The organism is Arthrobacter sp. 05L417 (genome assembly GCF_056397865.1).
This window is the reverse complement of sequence record NZ_JBFTOG010000040.1, coordinates 60751-77763: the sequence shown is the minus strand read 5'-3', so window position 1 is coordinate 77763 and position 17013 is coordinate 60751. Positions and strand designations below refer to the sequence as shown.

General features: G+C 63.8%; 15 protein-coding genes and 1 pseudogene. All 16 read right to left on the bottom strand.

Annotation, left to right across the window (positions count from 1 at the left end; genetic code table 11):
- Positions 1–31: 31 nt before the first annotated feature.
- Positions 32–958 carry an RluA family pseudouridine synthase gene (locus AC1DJW_RS22215; RefSeq protein ID WP_284751775.1) on the bottom strand — a complete coding sequence of 309 codons (927 nt, stop codon included), beginning with the start codon at positions 956–958 and terminating at the stop codon, positions 32–34.
- The gene (gene lspA / locus AC1DJW_RS22210) at positions 951–1571 is read right to left on the bottom strand and encodes a signal peptidase II (protein ID WP_284751774.1); all 621 of its coding nucleotides are present in this window, start codon (positions 1569–1571) and stop codon (positions 951–953) included. The genes AC1DJW_RS22215 and lspA overlap by 8 nt, the downstream gene beginning before the upstream one ends.
- Before the next feature lie 98 nt (positions 1572–1669).
- On the bottom strand, positions 1670–2350 hold the full coding sequence (locus AC1DJW_RS22205) for a DivIVA domain-containing protein (RefSeq protein WP_284751773.1): 681 nt from the start codon (positions 2348–2350) through the stop codon (positions 1670–1672).
- Between the two features lie 165 nt (positions 2351–2515).
- The gene (locus tag AC1DJW_RS22200) at positions 2516–2803 is read right to left on the bottom strand and encodes a YggT family protein (RefSeq protein ID WP_390282139.1); all 288 of its coding nucleotides are present in this window, start codon (positions 2801–2803) and stop codon (positions 2516–2518) included.
- Positions 2804–2905: 102 nt separating this feature from the next.
- Positions 2906–3436 (bottom strand): cell division protein SepF, encoded by a 531-nt coding sequence (locus AC1DJW_RS22195; protein WP_390282140.1) that lies wholly within the window; start codon positions 3434–3436, stop codon positions 2906–2908.
- Positions 3437–3524: 88 nt separating this feature from the next.
- On the bottom strand, positions 3525–4274 hold the full coding sequence (locus AC1DJW_RS22190; protein ID WP_476902527.1) for a YggS family pyridoxal phosphate-dependent enzyme: 750 nt from the start codon (positions 4272–4274) through the stop codon (positions 3525–3527).
- Positions 4267–4962, bottom strand: a complete 696-nt coding sequence (locus AC1DJW_RS22185) for a purine nucleoside phosphorylase YfiH/LACC1 family protein (RefSeq protein ID WP_476902526.1) — start codon at positions 4960–4962, stop codon at positions 4267–4269. The genes AC1DJW_RS22190 and AC1DJW_RS22185 overlap by 8 nt, the downstream gene beginning before the upstream one ends.
- A 38-nt stretch (positions 4963–5000) precedes the next feature.
- A complete protein-coding gene (gene ftsZ, locus AC1DJW_RS22180) occupies positions 5001–6233 on the bottom strand; it encodes a cell division protein FtsZ (protein ID WP_284751769.1) in 1233 nt (410 codons plus the stop codon).
- Between the two features lie 215 nt (positions 6234–6448).
- On the bottom strand, positions 6449–7288 hold the full coding sequence (locus tag AC1DJW_RS22175; RefSeq protein WP_390282145.1) for a cell division protein FtsQ/DivIB: 840 nt from the start codon (positions 7286–7288) through the stop codon (positions 6449–6451).
- Positions 7281–8555 (bottom strand): annotated as a pseudogene (murC, locus tag AC1DJW_RS22170) (UDP-N-acetylmuramate--L-alanine ligase); the annotation flags it as partial. The pseudogene murC and the gene AC1DJW_RS22175, both read right to left, overlap by 8 nt.
- A gap of 95 nt (positions 8556–8650) precedes the next feature.
- A complete protein-coding gene (gene murG / locus AC1DJW_RS22165; RefSeq protein ID WP_284751766.1) occupies positions 8651–9757 on the bottom strand; it encodes an undecaprenyldiphospho-muramoylpentapeptide beta-N-acetylglucosaminyltransferase in 1107 nt (368 codons plus the stop codon).
- Positions 9758–9763: 6 nt separating this feature from the next.
- Entirely contained in the window at positions 9764–11068 is a 1305-nt protein-coding gene (gene ftsW, locus AC1DJW_RS22160; protein ID WP_390282147.1) for a putative lipid II flippase FtsW, read from the bottom strand.
- Between the two features lie 2 nt (positions 11069–11070).
- Positions 11071–12672 carry a UDP-N-acetylmuramoyl-L-alanine--D-glutamate ligase gene (murD, locus tag AC1DJW_RS22155; RefSeq protein WP_476902525.1) on the bottom strand — a complete coding sequence of 534 codons (1602 nt, stop codon included), beginning with the start codon at positions 12670–12672 and terminating at the stop codon, positions 11071–11073.
- Positions 12654–13763: a phospho-N-acetylmuramoyl-pentapeptide-transferase gene (mraY, locus tag AC1DJW_RS22150; protein WP_269996805.1), complete on the bottom strand. Its 1110-nt coding sequence runs from the start codon at positions 13761–13763 to the stop codon at positions 12654–12656. Before mraY ends, murD begins: the two co-directional genes overlap by 19 nt.
- On the bottom strand, positions 13760–15250 hold the full coding sequence (locus AC1DJW_RS22145; RefSeq protein WP_476902524.1) for a UDP-N-acetylmuramoyl-tripeptide--D-alanyl-D-alanine ligase: 1491 nt from the start codon (positions 15248–15250) through the stop codon (positions 13760–13762). Before AC1DJW_RS22145 ends, mraY begins: the two co-directional genes overlap by 4 nt.
- A gap of 6 nt (positions 15251–15256) precedes the next feature.
- Positions 15257–16894, bottom strand: coding sequence for a UDP-N-acetylmuramoyl-L-alanyl-D-glutamate--2,6-diaminopimelate ligase (locus AC1DJW_RS22140; RefSeq protein WP_476902523.1), 1638 nt, complete (start codon positions 16892–16894; stop codon positions 15257–15259).
- Positions 16895–17013 lie beyond the last annotated feature (119 nt).

The window sequence follows — 17013 nt, the reverse complement described above, 5'->3', positions numbered from 1 at the left end:
TTGGAGTGGCGCGCTGGAAGCGTGGATCCCGCTACGCGTTGCCGCTTTCAAGAAGTTCCAGCGCGTACTGCAGGTCCGCCGGGTACTGGCTGGTGACTTCGACCCATTCGCCGGTGCGGGGGTGGTTGAAGCCAAGCCTCCGCGCGTGCAGCCACTGCCGGGTCAGACCCAGGTTGGCGGCCAAACGCGGGTCCGCCCCATAGGTCAGGTCGCCCGCACAGGGGTGCCTGAGGGCCGAGAAATGAACCCGGATCTGGTGTGTCCTGCCTGTCTCAAGGTGGATTTCCACGAGGGTTGCCTTGCCATAGGCCTCAAGGACTTCGTAGTGCGTCACGGAGGGACGGCCATCCTCGATCACCGCGAAACGCCAATCATGCCCGGGGTGGCGCCCGATGGGCGCGTCTATGGTGCCCTCCAGTGGATCCGGCAGGCCTTGGACCACTGCGTGGTACACCTTGTCTACGGTGCGTTCCTTGAAGGCCCGCTTGAGCACCGTGTAAGCGTGTTCGCTCTTGGCCACGATCATGACGCCCGACGTTCCGACGTCGAGACGGTGGACGATGCCGGCACGTTCAGGCGCGCCGGATGTTGAAATCCGGTATCCCGCACCTGCGAGGCCACCAACCACTGTCGGGCCTACCCAACCCGGTGACGGGTGCGCCGCCACGCCTACGGGCTTGTCGATGACAACAAAGTCGTCATCGTCCAACAGGATATTCAGGCCTTCCACGACTTCCTCCACGACTTCCAAGGGATCCCGGCGTTCGGGAACGGTGACTTCCAGCACGGACCCGGCAACGAGCTTCGCCGATTTGCCCACCGTGCCTGCGGAGACGGTGACGTTGCCCTCGGCGATCAGCAAGGCGGCCGCGGAACGGGAAATATCCATCAGCTTCGCCAGGCCCGCGTCGGCCCTGGTCCCGCCCAGCTCTTCGGGCACCACGAATTGCTCAGACATCGCGCGGTTCCTGATCCTCAGGTGTTCCGGCCTTGGCCGTCGCGGAACCGGCGGAATGATGGCGGGACCCGTCGAGTCCGATCCCGCGTATGGTCAGCAGGCAGATGATCACGACGCCGGAAACCACCGCCGAGTCGGCGATATTGAAAATCGCGAAGTTGGGCAATTGGATGAAGTCCACCACGTGGCCCATGGCAAAGGAAGGCTCGCGGAAAAGGCGGTCCGTGAGGTTTCCGAGCGCGCCTCCCAGCAGCAGGCCGAGGGCCAGCGACCACCAGACCGATCCCAGTCGACGCACCTGGAACAAAATCACCACCGAAACGGCCGCCATGACGATGGTGAAGACCCATGTGACGTTTTCACCGATGGAGAACGCGGCGCCGGAGTTTCGGATGTAGTACCAATGCAGGAGCGGAGGAAGGACGGGGATCCGCTCGCCTTCGACCATGGTGCTGGTGACCCAGAGTTTGGTCAGTTGGTCGAAGGCGTACGCGAACACGGCGAAGCCTGCAAAGACCCAAAGCAGTGCGGGGCGCCACGCGTGGACCTTGGTGCGGACGGGCTCCGGGATGCCGTTCGTTTGTTCTGTGCCGTCAGTTTGTTCGTCGCTCATAGTACTTTCATTCGGTTCGGTAACCATGGCTTCTGGCGCCTTAACAGCCAAAAGCCGGTGGCCGAGGAATCCCCAGCCACCGGCTTTCAGAATACTTGCTAGACCTCTGCGGCGGCTTCGCCGACCTCAGGAGCCGCAACCGAGCCGCGGGCATCCAGGTCGCGCAGCTGGCCCTCGATGTAGGCCTTCAGGCGGGAGCGGTAGTCGCGCTCGAAGCCGCGGAGCTGCTCCACCTTGCGTTCGAGAACGCTGCGCTGCTGCTCGAGGGCACCGAGGATCTTGCGGGACTTGTCCTGCGCGTCGTTGACGAGGCTGGAGGCTTCGATCTGCGCCTCGGCAATGATCTTTTCCTTCTGCTGCTCGCCATCGGCCACGTGCTTGTCGTGCATCTGCTGAGCCATGGCCAGCAGGCCCGCTGCGGACTCGGCGGAAGGAGAGCCGGCCGAAGGTGCGGCCGGGGCAGGAGCGGCGGCAACAGCCGGCTCCTTCTTCTTCTCGGCCTCGGCCTTCGCCTCGGCTTCTGCCTTGGCCTGTGCGTCCTTGTCGGCCTTCACCGGTGCGGGCACCTTCTCGACCACGGGTGCCGATGCTGCGCTGGCAGGAACCGGGTTTCCGCCTTCGCCGAGCTTCTTGCGCAGCTCGTCGTTCTCTTGATTCAAACGCCTCAGCTCGACAACGATTTCGTCGAGAAAGTCGTCGACCTCGTCCTGGTCGTAGCCTTCGCGGAACTTGGTCGGCTGAAAGCGCTTGTTGACAACGTCTTCTGGCGTCAAAGCCATCTGGTCACCTCGTTGGTCTAGTTAGTCAGTAGGCCTTCCGGCCGTTCAAAACTACGGTACCTAAATATCATCTGATTCCCCCAATTCAACACCATCGTGTTGGGTCGGAAGATTGCAGCCACGGGCCGAAGAAAAAAGATCGGCGGCACATGGACTGCGGAAAAGCTACGCCAGCGTGTAGACGAATCCCATTGCGATGCTGACGACAATAAACACGATCAGAAATGCCAGGTCAAGGGACACCCCGCCAAGTTGCAGCGGTGGAATCAGCCGGCGGATCCGTTTCAACGGCGGATCAGTCACGGAATAGACCACGTGCGCGGCCACCAGGGCAGCGCCGCGGGGGCGCCACTGGCGCGCAAACATCTGCACCAGATCGTAGACGAGCCTGATGATGAGGGTGACCAGGAACAGCAGCAATGCAATGTACAAAAGGCCGAAAACTATGCCCACGGGTTAGCTCAGATCTCCTAGTTCGCCATTTTTCCGGTCAGTCCCTCTATTGCAACACAGATGCCAGGCAGATCGCTCTGCCTGGCATCCCTGTTGACTGTGCTAGCTCTGGTTGAAGAACGTTGCTTGGGCTTCGCTGACCTTCTTGTCGTCGCCAAGAACTTCGACGTACGACGGCGACAACAGGAAAACTTTGCTAGTGACGCGCTCAATGCTGCCGTGGAGTCCGAAGACCAAGCCGGCGGAAAAATCGACGAGGCGCTTTGCATCTGCCTCACCCATGTCCGTGACGTTCATGATCACGGGGATGCCGTCCCGGAAACTTTCGCCGATGATCTTGGCGTCATTGTAGGAGCGGGGATGGACGGTGGTGATCTGCCTCAGTCCGGAGGCGTCTTCGCGGCTGGATGCCGCACGCTTGATAGGTGTCACGGGTGCGCGGTATTCCTCTTCGGCGACAGGGGGGACTTCACGAACTACTTCACGTACAGGTGCAGGGGCGCGGCGCTCTTCACGATTGTGGTCGACAGACCGGGCCTCGTCCGTGTGCTGCTCGTTCTGCTCAGACTCGTAGTGTTCATCGCCATCGGCGAGCCCAAGATAAACCATTGTCTTGCGCAGTGCGCCAGCCATGCTGGACTCCTATCGTGTCTGCAGTGGGCGGGCCGCCCATGACTTGACATCGCTGAAATCCCGGCCCGTCGCTTCCAATACTTTGACGCTACCCCACCCGCGGACGCGAACCGAGAATATCCGAGCCAATTCGCAGGTGTGTCGCACCAAATTGAACGGCAGCTTCTAGGTCCTGGCTCATCCCGGCCGATATCCCCACGGCGTCCGGATGCAGTCCTCGCAGATCCCTTGAAATGGCGGCGAGTTTCTCGAACGCTTCCTCCGGGGGCGCTCCGAGCGGCGCGACGGCCATCACGCCGGCCAATCGCAGCCCGGCGGCCGTCGCGATGGATTCGGCGAGGCGCTCGACGTCGGACGGAGCGGCACCGCCGCGGTGGGCGCCGGCGTCGTGCTCAAGACTGACCTGGATGTAGCAGTCAAGGTCCGGCCTGCCGGACTCGGACTGTTGCCGCGCAATGGCCTTGGCCAGGGCCTCGGCCAGTTGCGGACGATCGATCGATTGGACCGAAAACGCGTACTTCGCCACGGACTTGGCCTTGTTGCTTTGCAGTTGACCAATGAAGTGCCAACGCACCGGGAGCCCTGCGAGTTCGGCAGACTTCGCGGCCGCTTCCTGGTCGCGGTTTTCGCCGACGTCCGTCACGCCAAGTGCCGCCAGGCGGGTGACATCCGCTGCGGGATGGAACTTGCTGACGACTATCAGTTGCGGCTCTTCGGTTCGCCCGGCTGCGACGGTTGCCGCCGAAATCCGCTGGCGGACCGCGGCCAGCCGTTCGCGCAGCTCGGCAGTCCGTGGATCGCCGCCAGCGCTTTCCGCTGTCGGGAAAGTCTCACTCATGCGTCCACACCAAACCTGCAAAGCGGCCTGTTTGCTGATCGCGCCGGTACGAGTAGAGCCGGGAGGTCTCCCGCGTGCACTCCCCCGAATACTCCACCCTGACGTCGAGTGCTTTCAACTGGGAACGCACACCGGCGGGCAGATCCAGTGCGGGCGTGCCCCACGAGGTCGTTGACCAGGTTTCCGGAACAGCGGCAGCCACGTCGGCCCGCAGCTGTTCGGGAACTTCGTAGCATTCACCACAGATGGAGGGGCCCAGCCAGGCGCTGATGGTCGCCGCACCGCGGTTTCGCATTTCGGCGACGGTGGCCGAAACGATGTCCGCGGCAACTCCTGGCCGGCCTGCGTGGACCACCGCAAGGACCGCGTCGGTTTCGTCGGGCACTTCGCCCAGCAACACGATGGGGACACAGTCGGCCACCATGACCGCGAGGGGCTGCCCCGTGGACACCATGGCGTCGGCCGTTGGTCCGTCGCCATGGGCGGCGATGAATTCGACGGCTTTTCCGTGTACCTGGTTCATGTATTGGAAATGCCGTTCGCCGAGCCCCGCCGCTGCTTCCAGCCGGGCCCGGCGCACCATGACATCGTCAGGATTGTCCGCCACGTGCAGTGCAAGGTTGCCCGCATCATCATCGGAGAAGGCGACCGAAATCCCCGGCCGCACTTCTTTTCGCCACCAAAACACTACTGGCTAACTCTCCTGGGTGGGTTTGAACGGACAGGCTACTTCAGGAAGTCCGGAACATCGAGGTCGTCGGTGCGGCTTCCCGAAAGGTCCGGTTCGACGACGGCGGGGAGGTCGACGTCGAAGCCCGAGTCAGCCGGCAAAGCCGACGGGCGCTGCTGGCCCCAGTTGCTCAAGCCTGAAGCGCCGACGCCTGCGGAAACGTGCTGCGGCGCGGAATAGGCCGGAGCAGCTGAAGGCGCTGCGGGACGGTCCGGGGCCGCAGGGGCCTGGTGCTGACCCGGCTGCTGGGCGGCCGACTGGTTCATCGAGGGTGAGGTGGCCTTGAGGTCGTCAAAACCAGCGGCGATAACCGTGACGCGTGCTTCGTCGCCCAAGGCGTCGTCGATGACGGCACCGAAGATGATGTTGGCTTCGGGGTGGGCCACTTCCTGCACGAGCCTCGCGGCCTCGTTGATCTCGAACAGGCCGAGGTCCGAGCCGCCCTGGATGGAGAGCAGGACGCCGTGGGCGCCGTCGATCGAGGCTTCCAGAAGCGGAGAAGCGATGGCGAGTTCCGCGGCCTTGACAGCGCGGTCCTCGCCGCGCGCCGAGCCGATACCCATCAGCGCGGAGCCCGCACCCTGCATGACCGACTTGACGTCAGCGAAGTCCAGGTTGATCAGGCCAGGGGTCGTAATGAGGTCCGTGATGCCCTGGACACCGGACAGGAGTACTTGGTCAGCGGAGCGGAAAGCGTCCAGGACGGAGACGTTACGGTCGCTGATGGAGAGGAGACGGTCGTTGGGGATGACGATGAGGGTATCGACTTCGTCGCGCAGGGCGTCGATTCCGGCTTCGGCCGAACCGGCACGTCGGCGTCCTTCGAAGGTGAAGGGCCGCGTGACGACACCGATCGTCAGGGCGCCGAGCGAGCGTGCGATCCGGGCCACGACGGGGGCGCCGCCGGTTCCCGTGCCGCCGCCTTCGCCTGCGGTGACGAAGACCATGTCGGCTCCGCGGATGACCTCTTCGATCTCATCGGCGTGGTCCTCGGCAGCCTGGCGTCCGACGTCGGGGTTGGCGCCGGCTCCCAGACCGCGCGTGAGCTCGCGTCCAACGTCAAGCTTGACGTCCGCGTCGCTCATGAGGAGAGCCTGGGCATCGGTGTTGATGGCGATGAACTCGACGCCGCGAAGGCCGACTTCGATCATTCGGTTAACTGCATTCACGCCACCGCCGCCGATGCCGACGACCTTGATGACGGCCAAGTAATTCTGCGGTGCTGCCACGTTTCGTGCCCCTTGCTTGTGTCCTATAGCGAAACAGATCGAGTCCAACTTGAATCCTTGGACCTTAACCCTCTAGTTGAAGGTTATAGTTATGTCAAGTAACTCTTAAGTGACGGTATGGGCTATGAATCCGACATTCAATGACCGCCTCCGCGTGTCGTGTGAAAGTCCGAAAAATAGCCCTCTACGTCACTGAAGTTACTAGCTGAAATGGCCTATTTGGTAAACGGGTGCCTCGGTGCGCTGACATCGTAGACATTCACCGGAACTTTTGGATTGGCGGGAGCCTTGAGCAACGCCTCGAGGACGCGCGCCTTCAGCTCCTTCTCGTCCGCATTCCCCCATACGACGATCTTGCCGTCCGTGAGCTTGAGCTCGACGGCGTCCGGCGACGAGGCCGAAGCGCTGGCCATCTTCGCCAGCACATCCGCCGGCAGCGTCGCAAGAACAGCCGTGATCGCCTTGAAGAGACTCTGGTTCGCTCCTTGCCCGTCGATGACCGGCAAGGGAACCGATGCGGGATCGGTGGTTGATCCAAGCTGGACGCCATCGACGTCAACCAGTGAATAGTTGTCGCCGCTCTTGACCAGCGCCACGGGCACCCGCTCCACAATGTGGACCAAAAGTTCCGACGGCGGACGGGCCTCGGTACTGACGGAACGCACCTGGACAAGCGGCTTGAGCAGCGCGGCAATGTCGGCGTCGTTGATTTGCGGAAGGGGTTTTCCCTTCACCGGTTCGAGGGCCTTCTGGACGCTCCCCGCCTGAAGCAGCTTGGTGCCGTCAACCGTCACAGTGCGCACTGCGAACACCGGCGAGTAGATCGACGCAACGATGATTCCGGCGACCAGGGCGACGACGATGGCCACCACCGTGAGCACCGTCCGACGCCGCTTGCGTCCCTTGGGCTCGGGAAATGCCAGCACATTGCTGTCCATGCCCGCGGCTGATTCCGAAGGACCACCGACGGGATCGTCGAGGCCGCGTTCTGCACTGACGACTCCGGGCCGGCTGCCCGCCTGCGGCTTGAACGTGGGCTTCCGGGTGTCAGCCACCCAACAGCTCCACGATCCGGGGTCCGTAGGCAGTCACGTCGCCGGCTCCGACGGTCAGGACGATGTCGCCGTCGCCGGCCGCGGAGAGTACCGCGTCCAGTGCTTCCTGGCCGCCGGCCACGAGCCTGCCATTCTTCAGACGTCCCGTGATCAGGGTGCTCGTGACCCCGGGGATGGGATCCTCGCGGGCTGGGTAGATGTCCAACACGAGGGCTGTGTCCGCCTCGCCAAGCGCCTCCGCAAACTGCTCCGCGAATTCGCGGGTACGCGAAAACAGGTGCGGCTGGAAGAGCACATGCACCTTGTTGCCGCCTGCCACGGAGCGGGCGGCGGACAAGGCGGCCCGGACTTCCGTGGGGTGGTGGGCGTAGTCGTCGTAGACACGCACGCCCCTCCCCTGCCCCTTGAACTCGAATCGCCGCGATGCTCCGGCGAAATGGCCGAGGGCGGCCGCGGCAACCTCGGGTGCCACGCCGAGCTCGACTGCGACGCCGAACGCGGCCGTCGCGTTCAAGGCGTTGTGCCGCCCGGGCACTTGGAGGCCAAGCCGGTATTCCTGTCCGCCGACAGAGACCCGGACATCGCCCGGCCCCCCATCGTACAGGCGGATATCGGCGTCCTCCGCGGTCCCGTAGCCCAGAACCCGGGTGTTGCCCGCTGCGCGGGTCCGTTCCGCGAGGGCCCGGGCACCGTCGTCGTCCGCGCAGGCAAAAAGCACGCCGTCGGCGGGCAGGAGTGCAGCGAAACTGTCGAAGGAGGCGTAGACAGCCTCGGACGTGCCGTAATAGTCCAGGTGGTCGGCTTCGACGTTGGTGACGACGGCGATGAGGGGCCGATAGTTCAGGAAGGAACCGTCCGATTCATCGGCTTCGGCAACGAAGATGTCCGAGGTGCCGTGCGCTGCGTTGACGCCGAGGGCGGGTACGTTGGCGCCGATGGCGAACGAGGGATCCAGGCCCGCTTCCTTGAGCAACACGGCCACCATCGAGGTGGTGGTGGACTTGCCGTGCGTGCCGGCCACGGTCACCACGCGGTCTGCGCCCATGGTTGCCGCGAGGGCCTCTGAACGGTGGAGCACCGGAAGGCCGGCCGCCCGGGCCGCTTCCAGTTCCGGATTGTCGGCCCTGATGGCCGAACCGGCAACGACGGTCTGCGCGTCACGAAGATTTTCCGCGGCGTAGCCAACTGCGATCCGTGCCCCTGCGGACTGGAGGTCCTGCATGACGGGCAGGTCCTTGGCGTCGGAACCGCTCACGGGAACGCCCCTGGCCACCATGATGCGTGCGACGGCAGACATGCCCACGCCGCCGATGCCGATGAAGTGGACCCTGCCGAGGGAATCGATGTCTGCGAGGGGCTGGGTCATTCGGTTACCGCTTCCAAGACGAGATCAGCCATCCGCTGATCAGCATTTCTGATGCCAAGTTCCTTTGCCTTGCTGGCCATGTCCTCAAGGCGGGCTTGATCCGTGAGCAAAGGAATCAGCTCGGCCTTGAGCCATTCCGCGGTCAGGGCCCGGTCGTCGACAAGAAGCGCTGCACCGGCCTTGACCAGGGCGGACGCGTTCATTGCCTGCTCGCCGTTTCCGATGGGCAGCGGAACGAAGACCGCCGGGAGCCCGACGGCGGCCACCTCACTGACGGTTGCCGCGCCGGATCGGGCAAGGAGGACATCGGCTGCCGCGTAGACATTCTCCATGCCGTCCACGTATTCCACCTGGTGGTAGCCGTCGGCAGCCAGGGGGTCGCCGTCGTCGTTCGTCACCGCCTTGCCGCGGCCGGTGATGTGCAGTGTCTGGATACCGGCTTCCGCCAAAGCGGCGACGGCACCGGCGATCGTGCGGTTGATGCTCTGGGCTCCGGAGGAACCGCCGGTCACGATGAGTGCAGGCTGTCCGGCGTCGAGGCCCAGGGACTGCCTGGCATCCGCGCGCCAAGCCGCACGGTCCAGACCGGCGATGGCCTTGCGCATGGGCATCCCCACGTGGCGGGCGTGCCGAAGCCGGGTCTCAGGGAAAGCCACCCCGACATGCTTGGTGAACATGGCCCCTACCCGGTTGGCAAGCCCGGCGCGCGTGTTGGCCTCGTGGATGACGATGGGGATCCTGCGACGCCACGCCGCGAGGTACATCGGAGTGCAGACATAGCCGCCGACGCCGAGTAGGACGTCGGCCTGTGCGTCGTCCAGGATGCGCCCGGCTTGCTTGACCGCCGCTGCGAGCCTGCCGGGCAGTTTGAGCAGATCCGCGGAGGGCTTCCGGGGAAAGGGAACCCGGTCGATGGTGGCCAATTCGTAGCCGGCTGCCGGAACCAGACGCGTTTCCATGCCATTGGGCGTGCCGACGGCCAGGATCCTGGCCTCCGGCCGCAGCGACTTGATGGCGTCGGCAATGGCGAGCAACGGGCTGATGTGTCCGGCGGTCCCGCCGCCGGCGAGGACCACGGAGAGGGGTTTGGGCTGGGAATTCATGGAGTGCTATGTACGCTTTCGTGCAGTTTTCGCAAGTCGCCAGCGCGGCTTTGAACGGCCGGCAGGAGCCATTTGGGCGCGGGCCAAAGACAACACTACGCCCACGCCGCATAGCGACATCACCAACGCTGAACCGCCATAGGAAATGAAAGGTAGCGGAACGCCGATCACGGGCAGCAAGCCGGCCACCATCGCCATGTTGATCGCGGCCTGACCGAGCATCCACGCCATGATCGAGCCACCGAGCACGCGGGCGAACAAGTCTTCCTGGTGGCTGACCACCCGGTAGATCGCAACGGCGAGCAACGCAAAGAGCACCAAGACCACGATGGTCCCCACGAGGCCGAGTTCCTCCCCGATGACAGCGAAGATGAAGTCGTTGTGGGCTTCGGGAATCCATTGGTATTTTTGCCGGCTCTGGCCAAGGCCAACACCAAACCAACTTCCCGAGGCAAGGGCGCTGAGTCCCTGTTCGCTCTGGAACCCGATGTCGCTGGCCCCTGCGCAGCTCTGCCCCATCCACGAGGTGATCCGGCACATCCTGTTTCCGCTGGTAACTGCCAGTATCAGCGCCGCGGCCGCCGCAACGCCTCCTGCAGCAGCGAAGAGCTTCAGGTTGACGCCGCCGAAAAACAAGCCGGCCGCCATGATCAACATGACCACCAACGAGGTTCCAAGGTCATGTCCCAGGACAATCAAGGCAATGATGGCGCCCGAGACCGGAACGATGGGGATGAGCGCATGGGTCCACTTGTCGAGAAGCTTTGCCTTCACGGAAAGGACCGTTGCCATCCAGAGCACCAAGGCGAACTTGGCGTACTCCGATGGCTGGAAGGTGAAGCCACCGATCTCGATCCAGTTCTGGTTGCCCAGCACACGCTTGCCGATCACCAGGACCAGCACCAACAAGGCACCGGCGAGAATGATCGAGGGCCACGCGAATCTCTTAAGCCAAAGGACGTTGACCCGTGAAAGCACCAGCATCGCAACGATGCCGATGCCGGCGAACATTCCTTGCTTGGTGGCGATCGAGTACGGGGATTCTCCAGCCGCAATCGCCTCAACACTGGATGCCGAGAGGACCATGATGATCCCGATGGCCGTGAGCGCAAGCGATGCGCCGAGAATCAGGTAGTACGTAGACCCGTTTCTTGATTTGCCGCTTCCCTCAAGCGTTGACCAGAAACCAGCCATCCCGGAACGTATCCGCGACGGCAGCGAGGCTCGAGCAACGCCTGCCGCGCGTCCGGCGGGGGCTGCCTTGCCGGCCCGGGTCCGCCCGGGCCCGCTGCGCGTGGGCGTGCTGACCATTGTTACTCCTCGGTGGTCTGTGCCTGGCCTTCCACAAGCTCGCGCACTGCCCGGATGAAAGCATCGCCACGGTGAGCGTAGGAAGAGAACTGGTCCATGGAGGCAGCCGCCGGGGCCATCAGCACGGTATCGCCGGGCTCGGCGATACTTGCTGCCGATGCGACAGCGTGGGCCATGACGGTGTCACCGAAGATCGGAGACGGTTCCGCGGCGGCACCAGTTGAATCGGCGGACTGCACCTTTTCAGTGTCGCCCTTGGGCTGCCCGATTACGGGCACATCCGCTGCGTGTCGCTTGAGGGAGGCTTCCAGGTCCGTGGTGTCGGCGCCGATCAGGACTACCGCCTTGAGCCTGTGCGCGTTGCTTTTGACCAAGTCGTCATAGTTGACGCCCTTGGACAAACCGCCCGCAATCCAGACGACCTTGTCGAACGCCGACAGGGCTGCGGAAGCAGCGTGCGGATTGGTCGCCTTGGAGTCGTTGACCCAGAGCACGCCGTTCTGCTTGGCGACAGGCTGGATGCGGTGATCTCCCGGAAGATAGTTCCGCAGCCCTTCACGCACGGCAGACGATTCGACGCCGTAAGCGCGCACCAGGGCGGCCGCAGCCAGCGCGTTGGCAACCATGTGTCGCGGAGCGGCAGTGCCCAGATCGGCCAGGGAGGCAAGTTCCTCTGCCGAACTCTGGCGTCCTTCGATGAACGCACGGTCCACGAGCAACCCTTCGACGACGCCGAGCATGCTGACAGCCGGCGTCAAGGTGGTGAAACCGATTGCCCTGCACCCCTCGACCACGTCGGCGTTTTCCACCATGCGTTCGGTCTCGATCTGCTCAGCGTTGTAAATACACGCCTTCTGGGTGTTCTCGAAGATCTTTGCCTTGTCCGCGAGGTAGGACTCGTAAGAACCGTGCCAGTCGACGTGGTCCTCGGCGACGTTGAGGCAGACGCTGGCCACCGGGGAGAGGGATTCGATCCAGTGCAACTGGAAGCTGGACAGCTCAACCGCGAAGGCGTCGTACTCCACAGGGTCACGGAGTGCGTCCAGGATGGGAGTGCCGACATTCCCCACGGCGATTGCTTTGAGCCCTGCCGCCTGCAGCATGGCTTCGGTCATGCCCACCGTGGTGGTTTTGCCGTTGGTACCCGTGATCGTGAGCCAGTCCGCCGTCTTGCGGCCCTCGCGTTCGCGCACCCGCCAAGCGAGTTCGACGTCGCCCCACACCGGTACGTGGGCCCTTTTGGCGGCCGCCAGGAGGGATTGGTCCGGCCGCCAGCCCGGCGACGTCACGACGAGTTCGGGCTTTTCGCCGTCCACACGGGGCAGGGTCTTGACGGCGTCCTGGCCAAGGAGGACGTCGGCGGCACCCACGATCTTCAAGGTGTCCGCTTGGGCGAGGGCTTTGGCGCTCGTGGCAGCATCAACCACCACCACCCGTGCGCCGAGTTCGATCAAGGTGTCGGCGGCCGCGAAACCCGAGACGCCGATGCCCGTCACGACGACGCGAAGGCCCTTCCAGTCGGAATCCCAACTGACGAGGTCCTTGAGCCGGTCATTGGACGAAGGCTTGGTTTGAGGACTTGCGCTCACAGCAGCACCACCCATTCAGCATAGAAAATCCCAAGGCCTGCTGCCACGAACAGGCCACAAAGAATCCAGAATCGGACAACCACCGTGATCTCGGCCCAGCCCTTGAGTTCGAAATGATGCTGAAGGGGGGCCATCTTGAAGACACGTTTGCCCTTGGTGACCTTGAAGTAGCCCACCTGGATGATGACCGACAGCGTAATGAGGACGAAAAGACCGCCGATGATGCCCAAAAGAAGCTCGGTGCGGGAGAGGATCGCAAAGCCGGCCACCGCGCCGCCGATAGCGAGGGAACCGGTATCTCCCATGAAGATCTTCGCCGGAGACGTGTTCCACCAGAGGAAGCCCACCAGCGCGGCACTGCAAATAGCCGCCAGGAGCGCCAGATCGAGCGGGTCACGGACCGAATAGCAGCCGCTGCCCGCCTCGCGGGGCGAACCGCAGGCCTGGTTGTTCTGCCAGATTCCCATGAGTGTGTAGGCGCCGAAGACCATGATGGAGGCACCCGCGGCAAGGCCGTCCAGTCCGTCCGTGAGGTTGACGCCGTTGGTTGCCGCAGTGACGATCAGGTTCGACCAGATGACAAACAGGATGGCACCAAGGACGGTGCCCCCGAAGGCCAGGTTCAGCCAGGGGATGTCCCGCACAAGGGAAATATGCGTGGAGGCCGGGGTGATCCCCTCCGCGTCAGGGAAGTTCAAGACCAGCACTGCGAAGACAATGCCGACGAATGCTTGAAGGATCAGCTTGGCCTTGGCATTGAGTCCGAGGCTGCGCTGCTTGGAAATCTTGATGAAATCGTCGAGGAAACCAACGAATCCCATGCCGACCATCAGGAACAACAAGAGCAGGCCCGAAGCTGACGGGCCCGGTGATCGTGGGTTCATCATCCACATGATCAGGTGGGTCAACCCATAGCTGATGAGCACGGCAGCCACCACGACTGTCCCGCCCATGGTGGGGGTACCACGCTTGGTGTGGTGGGACGTGGGTCCGTCGTCGCGGATGAACTGGCCGTATCCCTTGGTGACGAGGAACCGGATGAACAGTGGCGTTCCGATCAGAGCCACCAGGAGGGCAACGCCCGCGCCGATCAACAGTGCAATCACAGCAGCTCGTTCCCTTCATTGGCGGCAGTTGCAGCCGCAGTGTTCGCACTTGTCCCGGCCTGTGGGGGTAATGCTATCCGATCCCCCAAATGCCTTAGGCCGACCCCGTTTGAGGACTTGAAAAGCACCAGGTCGCCTGGTTCGAGCTCGGCCTGCAGCAGTTCGTAAGCCTCGTCAGCCGTTTCGGTGAAACTGCATTCGTCGCCCCAGGACCCTTCCTGGATCGCGGAAATGTACAGCGCCCGGGCTTCGCGGCCAACCACAACGAGCCGGGAAATGTTCAAGCGGACCACTTGCGTCCCCACCGCCGTGTGTTCGCGGATGGAATCTTCGCCAAGTTCCAGCATCGCTCCCAGCACCGCCCAGGTGCGGCGTCCCTGGCCGAGGTCGGCGAGGGTTCGCAAGGCTGCACGCATGGATTCCGGATTCGCGTTGTACGCGTCGTTGATGATGGTGACGCCGTCTGCCCGCTCCGTGCGTTCCATTCGCCACCGGCTGGCCGGCGACTGCTCGCTCAGCGAGGCGGCGATCTCGGCCGCAGGGAGTCCTGCCGCGAACGCTGCGGCCGCAGCAGCAAGCAGGTTGGTGATGTGGTGGGCACCGATGAGCTTGCTGTGGACGGGAAGGGGGACCCCGCCGTCGGGCAGGACGAGCTCGAATTCCGGGTTGCCGTCTTCGTCGATATCGGCGTTCCTGGCTTCGACCGCGGAGCCGGAAATGCCGGTAGCGGTGGTTCCGAGCACTTTGGCCCGGGTGCGGGAGACCATCGCCGCGACCCGCGCGTCGTCGAGGTTGATGACGGCCGTTCCGTCCTCCCCCAGCGCCTCGACCAGTTCGCCTTTTGCCTTGGCTATGTTCTCCACGCCACCGAACTCGCCGGCGTGGGCGGTGCCTACGCAAAGAACGACGCCGATGTCCGGCTGGACCATGTCGGCGAGGTATTTGATGTGGCCGACGCCGGTGGCGCCCATTTCGATCACGAGGTAACGGGTGCCAGCATCGGCCCCGAACACTGTGAGCGGCACGCCGACTTCACCGTTGTACGAACCCTGCGGCGCCACTGTGGCCCCGGCCCGGGAAAGGATCCCCGCGAGCAGGTCCTTGGTAGTGGTCTTGCCCGCCGAGCCGGTGATGCCGATGACGGTGAAGGGCTCCCCCTTTGCCGCACGTTCGGCGCGGATTCGGCGGACGGACTCTGCAGCCAAGGCACCCATGGCGATCACGGCGTCATCGACCACGACGGCGGGGTACGGCCGGCCGTCGTCGTCGGAAACGTCGCGCTCGGTCAGAGCCAGAACGGCCCCGCGCTCAAAAGCGGCGCCCACGTACGCATGGCCGTCGGCGTTCTCTCCTGGCTTGGCCACGTACAACGATCCGGCAGCCGCCTCACGGGAATCGGTAACGACGGACGCCGGAACGATGCCCGGGTCCGCTGCCAATCGGCCATTGGTAATATCGGCGATCTCCGCCGCAGTAAGTGCAATCATCTCGGTCTAGGACTCTATCCGCTCGTCCGTGGAAACCTTGAATCCCCTGGCTGTCAAGGCTGCCCGCAGTTCCACCCGGTCATCGAGGGCAAGGTTCACGCCCTTCACTTCCTGCCAGACCTCGTGTCCTCGGCCGGCGATCAGGATGGTGTCCTTCTCAGTGGCGAGTTCCACGGCTTGGCGAATGGCGACGTCCCGGGGGTACGCTTCCACGATCTCGCAGTCAAGGCCCTCTGACTCCTGGGCGGCGCGGGCCCCGGCGATGACTTCCGAACGGATCGCCGCAGCGTCTTCGTCATGCGGATCGTCGTCGCTGACAATCACGACGTCGGCGAGCCGGGCGGCTATGGCGCCCATTGTCGGCCTCTTGCCCTGGTCGCGCTGTCCAGTGGCGCCGAAAACGACAATCACGCGGGATCCGGGGGCTTGCGAGCGTACGGCCTTCAGGGCCCTCGCCAGTGCGTCCGGGTTGTGCGCGAAATCGACAACGGAAGCCGGGGCATCCGAGATCAGCTGCATCCGGCCCGGTACGGAAACGGTGAAGGGATCGTGCCTCTCCAGCGCCGCCTGCAGTGCCGGCGGTTCGATGCCGGAGTCGAGCACCATAATGGTGGCCAAGGCCGCGTTGGCGACGTTGAAATCCCCCGGTAATCCCGTATGGACGCGTAAGACTGTTCCATCGCGGTGGCGCAATTCGAAGTCCGTTCCAAGCCCGCGTTGCTCGGCTGACTCCACTGTCCAGTCAGCGTCGCTGCCCGGCGTGGTCGCCAGCGTGGTCACGGGAATACCCGCCTCATCGGCCAGTAAGCGCCCCCAGCGGTCGTCGACGGTCACTACAGCGCGCTGTGCGCGCGCGCTGGTGAAGAGTTCCGCCTTGGTCCGGAAGTACTCGTCCATGCTTCCGTGGAGATCGAGGTGATCCTGCGTCAGGTTGGTGAAGCCGGCAACATCGAACGTCACCGAGTCGACCCTGTGGAAGGACAGGGCGTGGGAGGAGACCTCCATGGAAGCCGCGTCAAGCCCACGTTCACGCATGAGGGCGAGCAAGGCATGGACATCCGTTGACTCCGGCGTGGTCAACAGGCTCGGGATGGCCTCGCCCCCCGCAAGGATTTCGATCGTCCCGATCAGGCCAGGATTCCTGCCCAGCGCACGGAGGAGGGAGTTGATGAAATACGTCGTGGTCGTTTTACCGTTCGTACCGGTTACCCCGAAAAGTGTGGGCGAAACCCCATCGAGGGGTTGGCTTCGATAAATGAGGGCGGCGAGGGTCCCGACCGCGGCACGGGGATTGCTGACGATCAGCACGGGAACAGCAAGGTCCTCAAGTGCCAATTGGCGGGCGCCATCTTCATCGCTCAAGACAGCCACGGCACCGGCCGCCACCGCCTGGGCGACAAAGTCGGCCCCGTGCCGTGTGGCTCCGGGCAGGGCCAGGTACAAGTCTCCCGGCTCGACAGTGCGCGAGTTGAGGGATACACCGGTCACCGACGTACCGCTGGAGTCCAGGGGCAGCGCAATTCCGAGGGAGGACGCGATGGCCTCAAGGGGAACAGGCGCCACGACGGCTGGACGGAAGCCGGGTTTGTCCGTAGCCGGCGGGTTCCCTGTAGGGATCGATACGGCATCATTCTGCTCTGACAAGGTGGTCTCCGTTGGTGCTCGTAAAACTGGCCGTGCGGGATCCCGGGGGCTCCCGCAAACGGCATGGGTGGATCGTAATGTGGCCGGACAGATGCCCAACAAGCTTACTTGGCGAAACT

Bases quoted from the DNA above. Each gene is read 5' to 3' on its own strand.
- lspA (WP_284751774.1), bottom strand. From the start codon at position 1,571: ATGAGCGACGAACAAACTGACGGCACAGAACAAACGAACGGCATCCCG.
- ftsW (WP_390282147.1), bottom strand. From the start codon at position 11,068: ATGGTCAGCACGCCCACGCGCAGCGGGCCCGGGCGGACCCGGGCCGGC.
- AC1DJW_RS22205 (WP_284751773.1), bottom strand. From the start codon at position 2,350: ATGGCTTTGACGCCAGAAGACGTTGTCAACAAGCGCTTTCAGCCGACC.
- AC1DJW_RS22190 (WP_476902527.1), bottom strand. From the start codon at position 4,274: ATGAGTGAGACTTTCCCGACAGCGGAAAGCGCTGGCGGCGATCCACGG.
- murG (WP_284751766.1), bottom strand. From the start codon at position 9,757: ATGAATTCCCAGCCCAAACCCCTCTCCGTGGTCCTCGCCGGCGGCGGG.
- AC1DJW_RS22215 (WP_284751775.1), bottom strand. From the start codon at position 958: ATGTCTGAGCAATTCGTGGTGCCCGAAGAGCTGGGCGGGACCAGGGCC.
- murD (WP_476902525.1), bottom strand. From the start codon at position 12,672: ATGGGTGGTGCTGCTGTGAGCGCAAGTCCTCAAACCAAGCCTTCGTCC.
- AC1DJW_RS22195 (WP_390282140.1), bottom strand. From the start codon at position 3,436: ATGGCTGGCGCACTGCGCAAGACAATGGTTTATCTTGGGCTCGCCGAT.
- AC1DJW_RS22145 (WP_476902524.1), bottom strand. From the start codon at position 15,250: ATGATTGCACTTACTGCGGCGGAGATCGCCGATATTACCAATGGCCGA.